Source organism: Streptomyces sp. NPDC008125, assembly GCF_042957125.1.
Lineage (GTDB): Bacteria > Actinomycetota > Actinomycetes > Streptomycetales > Streptomycetaceae > Streptomyces.
The window spans coordinates 1-5,187 of the sequence record NZ_JBIBHR010000052.1; the positions used below are offsets into that span (position 1 = coordinate 1).

The 5,187-nt window shown below is 71.6% G+C and carries 2 protein-coding genes; both read left to right on the top strand.

What is annotated here, in order from left to right; translation table 11 throughout:
• Window positions 1-3,318: SDR family NAD(P)-dependent oxidoreductase (locus ACFZAX_RS35310; RefSeq protein ID WP_390967064.1), on the top strand; the 3,318-nt coding region annotated here is incomplete at its 5' end.
• A gap of 4 nt (window positions 3,319-3,322) precedes the next feature.
• Window positions 3,323-5,187: beta-ketoacyl synthase N-terminal-like domain-containing protein (locus tag ACFZAX_RS35315; RefSeq protein WP_390967066.1), on the top strand; the 1,865-nt coding region annotated here is incomplete at its 3' end.

Below are 5,187 nucleotides of genomic sequence, written 5' to 3' on the forward strand. Positions count from 1 at the left end.
CTTGTGACGGGTGTCGAGGCGGCGGTGGAGCAGGTGACGTCGCCGGAGTACTGGGTGCGTCATGTTCGTGAGGCCGTCCGGTTCGCCGACGGTGTCGCCCATCTGGTGGGCCAGGGCGTCACCCGCTTCGTGGAACTCGGCCCCGACGCGGTGCTCTCCGCACTCACCGAGGCCATCGCACCCGCCACGCCCGAGACCCTCACCGTGCCCGTCCTGCGCAAGGGCCGGCCCGAGGTGTCCACCCTCCTCACCGCCCTCGCCCGTCTGCACGTCGCCGGGCCCCGCGTAGGCTGGCAGCACCTCCTCGACGGTCGCGGCGCCCACCGGGTCGAACTGCCCACGTACGCCTTCGGCAGGACCTCGTACTGGCTGGACGCCCCCGAACCGGTCGGCGGCGATGTGACCGGCCTCGGCCAGACCGCGGCGGCACACCCGCTGCTCAGCGCCGTGGTCGCCTCCCCGGAGGCCGGCGGCGTCGTGCTCACCGGGCGCCTCTCCGTCCGCACCCACCCCTGGCTCGCCGATCACGACGTCCTCGGCACCGTGCTGCTGCCCGGCACCGGCTACATCGAACTGGCCATCCGTGCCGGTGAAGAAGTCGGCTGCGAGGTGGTGGAGGAACTCACCATCGAGGCACTGATGCCGCTCCCGCCCCACGGCGGACTCGCCGTCCAGGTCGTCGTCGACGCCCCGGACGCGAACGGGCGCTGCTCACTCGCCGTCTACTCCCGGCCCGACGACGCCCCGGCCGGCGCCCCCTGGAGCAAGCACGCCAGTGGCGTACTCGCCCCGGGGACCGGACAGGCGCCCCCCGCCGGCACCTTCGCCCCCGCCCCGGCCGACTGGCCGCCCACGGGTGCGAACGAGGTCGACATCTCCGGCGTGTACGACTACCTCACCGGCCAGGGCTACGGTTACGGACCCATGTTCCGGGGCCTGCGCGGCATCTGGTCCCGGGGCAGGGAGACGTTCGCGGAGGTGTCCCTGCCGGAGGACTCCCTGGAGGTCGGGAAGGAATTCCGGCTCCACCCCTCCATCCTCGACGCGGCGCTGAGCGCCACCGACTTCATGGACGGCCGACGCCCCCAGGACGTCGGCGGCACCCAGCTGCCGTTCGCCTGGTCCGGCGTCACCCTGCACGCCGCCGGCGCCTCACGGCTGCGGGTGCGTATCACCGCCGTCGAATCCCACCGGTCACAGGGGTCCGACGCGGTACGGCTCGAACTCACCGACCCCACGGGAACCCCGGTCGCCACGATCGACTCGCTCGTGGTCCGCCCCGTCACCGCGGCCAAGGTCAACGCGGCAGCCGCGGCGGGCGGCGGCGAACACGAGGCCGTCTTCCAACTGGTCACCCAACAACTGCCTCTCGGCGCGGCCGTCGCCGCGGCCACGGACCACTGGGCCGTGCTCGGCGGCGCTCCCGCAGCCTGCCCCGGCACCGCCTACAGCGACCTCTCCGCGCTCGGCGCCGCGCTGACGGGCGGTGCCCCGGCTCCCGACGTCGTCCTCCTGCCCGTACCGCAGGCCACGGATCACGACGACATCCCGGCGGCCGTCCGCACCGTCACCGGCCAGGTCCTCGACACGCTCCAGTCGTGGCTGGCGGACGAGCGGTACGCCCGGTCCCGCCTCATGGTGGTCACCCGTGACGCCCTTCCCGTCGAGGAGGGCGACACCGCCGTCGACCTCGTCCAGGCACCGGTGTGGGGGCTGCTGCGGGCAGCCCAGGAGGAGTACCCCGGCCGCTTCGTCCTCGTCGACACCGACGGCAGTGCCAAGGCCCGCGAGTCACTGTCCGCCGTGGCCGCGTCCGGTGAACCCGAGGCGATCCTGCGCGGCGCCGAGGTCCGGATACCCCGACTGGCCCGGGTCCCGGCGACGGCACCCGCGGTGGCCCTGCCCTGGGACGCCGAGGGAACCGTGCTGATCACCGGAGGCACCAGCGGCCTCGGCGCCGTCGTCGCCCGCCACTTGGTCGAACGGCACGGCGTGCGCCACCTCCTGCTCGCCGGACGACGCGGCCAGGACGCACCCGGCGCCACCGAACTCCGTGACGCTCTGCACGGACTCGGCGCCCACGTCACCCTCGCCGCCTGCGACATGTCCGACCGTGCGGCGGTCGACGCCCTGCTGACCGCGATACCGGCCGCACATCCGCTGGCGGCGGTGGTCCACGCGGCAGCGGTCATGGACAACGCCCTGCTGACCGCCCTCACCCCCGCACAGGTCGACACGGTGATGCGGCCCAAGGTGGACGCGGCCTGGAACCTGCACGAGGCGACACGCGCACTGGACCTGAAGGCGTTCATCCTCTTCTCCTCCTGCGCCGGACTCGTCGTCGGCATCGGCCAGGGCAACTACGCCGCCGCCAACCGCTTCCTGGACGCCCTGGCCACCCATCGACGGGCAGCCGGGCTCCCGGCGACATCCCTGGCGTTCGGCCTCTGGGAGACCAGAACCGGTCTCGGGGGTGGTGTCACCCACGCCGACCTGCGGCGCATGCGCTCCATGGGCATGCCGGCCCTGCCGACCACCGAGGGTCTCGCCCTCCTCGACGAGGCCCTGGGAATCGACCGGCCGGTACTCGTACCGCTCCGGGTGGAACGCGACCGTCAGGCCACGACCGAACCGCCGCACCTGCTGAAGGACGTGCTCGGCGCACCGGAACGGCCCGCTGCCCGCAAGGAGGTACGGGCACCCGCCGTCACCGCGGTGACCGCACCCGCTGCCGAACTCACCCTGGAACAGCGGCTGACCGGTATGAAGACGGCCGAACGCCGCCGCACGGTACTCGACGTCGTACGCGAACAGGTCGCCGGAGTCAGCCACAGCGTTCCCGGCACCATCGACGTCTCCAAGGGCTTCACCGAACTCGGCCTCGACTCGCTCGCCGCGATCGATCTCCGCAACCGGCTCCAGAAAGCCACCGGCCTCCGACTGCCGGCCACCCTCATGTTCGACTACCCCAGCCCTGCGGTGCTGGCCGAATTCCTCCTCGACGAACTCCCGCCGGGAGGTGACGAGACCACCCACGACGAGCCCGCCGACGCGGCCCCCGCGCAGACCGACGCGTCCATCCGGCAGGCCCTCGCGGACATCCCGGTCGACGCGCTGAGGAGCTCCGGCCTGCTGGACGCGCTCCTCAACCTGGCCGTCCGACCCGCGACACCCGCACCCACCACCGAATCCGGCACGCGCACCCCGCAGGACGAGACCGCACAGGCCGGCGAAGCGATCAGGACCATGGACGTCGACGACCTGGTGCGCGCGGCGCTCGCGTCCGCCGACCCGACCCGGAACCCGAGCGAGGGCTGAGGACATCATGGAAGCATCTGTTGAGCAGCTGGTCGCGGCCCTCCGCACGACCATGGTCGAGAACGAACGTCTCCGCGCGGCCAACGACCGCCTCGTCGGCGACGCCGCCGAGCCGATCGCGATCGTGGGTATGGCGTGTCGTTATCCGGGTGGGGTGGGTTCTCCGGACGAGTTGTGGGATCTGGTGGTGGAGGGCCGGGACGGTGTGTCGGGGTTCCCGGTGGACCGTGGGTGGGACGTGGAGGGGATCTACGATCCGGAGCCCGGGAAGCCGAATCGTACGGTGACGCGTGAGGGTGGTTTTCTGTACGACGCGGCTGATTTTGATGCCGGGGTGTTCGGGATCTCGCCGCGTGAGGCGTTGGGGATGGATCCGCAGCAGCGGTTGTTGCTGGAGGCGTCCTGGGAGGCGGTGGAGAGTGCGGGGATCGATCCCCTCTCCCTGAAGGGCAGCCGGACGGGCGTCTTCGCCGGTGTCATGTACCACGACTACGGGCCGGGCACGAGCGACGGCAGCCTGGTCACCGGCCGGGTGGCGTTCACCCTGGGTCTCGAAGGCCCAGCGGTCACGGTCGACACGGCCTGCTCCTCCTCCCTCGTCGCCCTCCACTGGGCCGGCCAGGCGCTGCGCCGGGGCGACTGCTCGATGGCGCTGGTGGGCGGCGTGACCGTGATGACGACGCCGGACATGTTCCTCTACTTCAGCCATCAGCGGGGCATGGCGGCGGACGGCCGCTGCAAGTCCTTCTCGGCCGAGGCGGACGGCACCGGCTGCTCGGAGGGCGTCGGAGTCCTCTTGGTCGAACGTCTCTCGGACGCCCGCCGAAACGGCCACCCGGTCCTCGCGGTGATCCGGGGAAGCGCCGTCAACCAGGACGGCGCGTCGAGCGGGATGACCACCCCCAACGGTCCGTCGCAGCAGCGGGTGATCCGAGCGGCGCTGGAGAATGCCGGAATCACGACCACGGACGTGGATCTGGTGGAGGCGCATGGGACGGGGACCCGTCTGGGTGACCCGATCGAGGCGCAGGCGTTGCTGGCGACGTATGGGAAGGGCCGCCCGGAGGGCGATCCGCTGTGGCTGGGTTCGTTGAAGTCGAATCTGGGTCACACCCAGGCCGCGGCCGGTGTCGGCGGCGTGATCAAGGCCGTGCAGGCGATACGGCACGGCATTCTGCCGAAGTCCCTCCACGCGCAGACGCGTTCGCCGCACGTCGACTGGGATGCGGGTGCGGTGGAGTTGTTGACGGAGTCGCGGGCGTGGCCGGTGCGGGATCGTCCGAGGCGGGCGGGTGTGTCGTCGTTCGGTCTGAGCGGGACGAACGCCCACGTGATCGTGGAGCAGGCTCCGGTGACGGAAGAGCCGGAGACCGAAGCAGTGGTGACCGGGCTCCCCGTCGTCCCCGTCGTGCTGTCGGCGCAGAGCGAGAGCGGACTCCTGGCGCAGGCGGGGAAGCTGCTGGGACGGGTGGCGGGGGAGCCTTCTGCGTCGTTGTTGGATGTGGGTTTTTCGTCGGTGGTGTCGCGTGCGGTGTTGGAGCATCGTGCGGTGGTGGCGGCTTCGGATCGTGGGGAGTTGGTGCGGGGTCTGACGGCGCTGGCGGAGGGTGGGCTGTCGCCGTCGGTGGTTCGGGGATCGGTACGGCGGGCTGGTGCCACGGCGTTCCTGTTCACGGGTCAGGGTGCGCAGCGCCTGGGGATGGGGCGTGAGTTGTACGAGTCCTACCCGGTGTTCGCGGCGGCCTTCGATGAGGTCGTGGCGGAGTTGGACGTTCGGCTGGGTCGTTCGTTGCGTGAGGTGGTGTGGGGTGGGGATGCGGGTCTGCTGAACGGGACGATGTTCGCGCAGGCCGCTCTGTTCGCGGTCGA